This is a genomic window from Mesorhizobium sp. M3A.F.Ca.ET.175.01.1.1, assembly GCF_004791945.1.
GTDB lineage: Bacteria > Pseudomonadota > Alphaproteobacteria > Rhizobiales > Rhizobiaceae > Mesorhizobium.
Map to the genome: position 1 here is coordinate 1 of NZ_SRTP01000088.1, position 430 is coordinate 430.

Here is a 430-nt window from a genome sequence, read left to right on the forward strand (position 1 = left end):
CCGCCAGACCCACCGACGTCAGCTGCGCGCCGCCGCCCTTCTTCCCGCCGGTCTGTGCGGCGACCAGCGGCTTGCCGAAGACGCGGTTCATGTCCTCGACCAGATCCCAGGCATGCTTGTAGGACATCTCCATGCCGCGCGCCGCGGCCGAGATCGAGCCGAAGGCGGCGATCTGCTCCAGCAGCTCAATCTTGCCCGGACCAATTCGCCCGTCGGGGTCGAGATTTATCCGCAAGCTCAGCGATGGCATCCCTTGTCCTCCGCGATCAGATTAGCCGCTCGGCAGCCCAATCGCTATTCCAAACCAACATAGCGACATTGTCCTTTCGTCACCCATCGGCCTCGGCCGACAGCCCTGGTCCCGTCGTCGCGCTGTCGAAGCTCACCGTCTTGATCACCGCGAAGACCCTGCGGCCGAGCGCAAGGCGCA

The 430-nt window shown here is 64.9% G+C and carries 1 protein-coding gene; it reads right to left on the reverse strand.

The window, feature by feature from the left end; all coding sequences use genetic code 11:
• A partial coding sequence (locus EN818_RS30865; protein WP_135906605.1) for a winged helix-turn-helix domain-containing protein occupies positions 1–250 on the reverse strand: 250 nt, incomplete at its 3' end.
• Between the last annotated feature and the right edge of the window lie 180 nt (positions 251–430).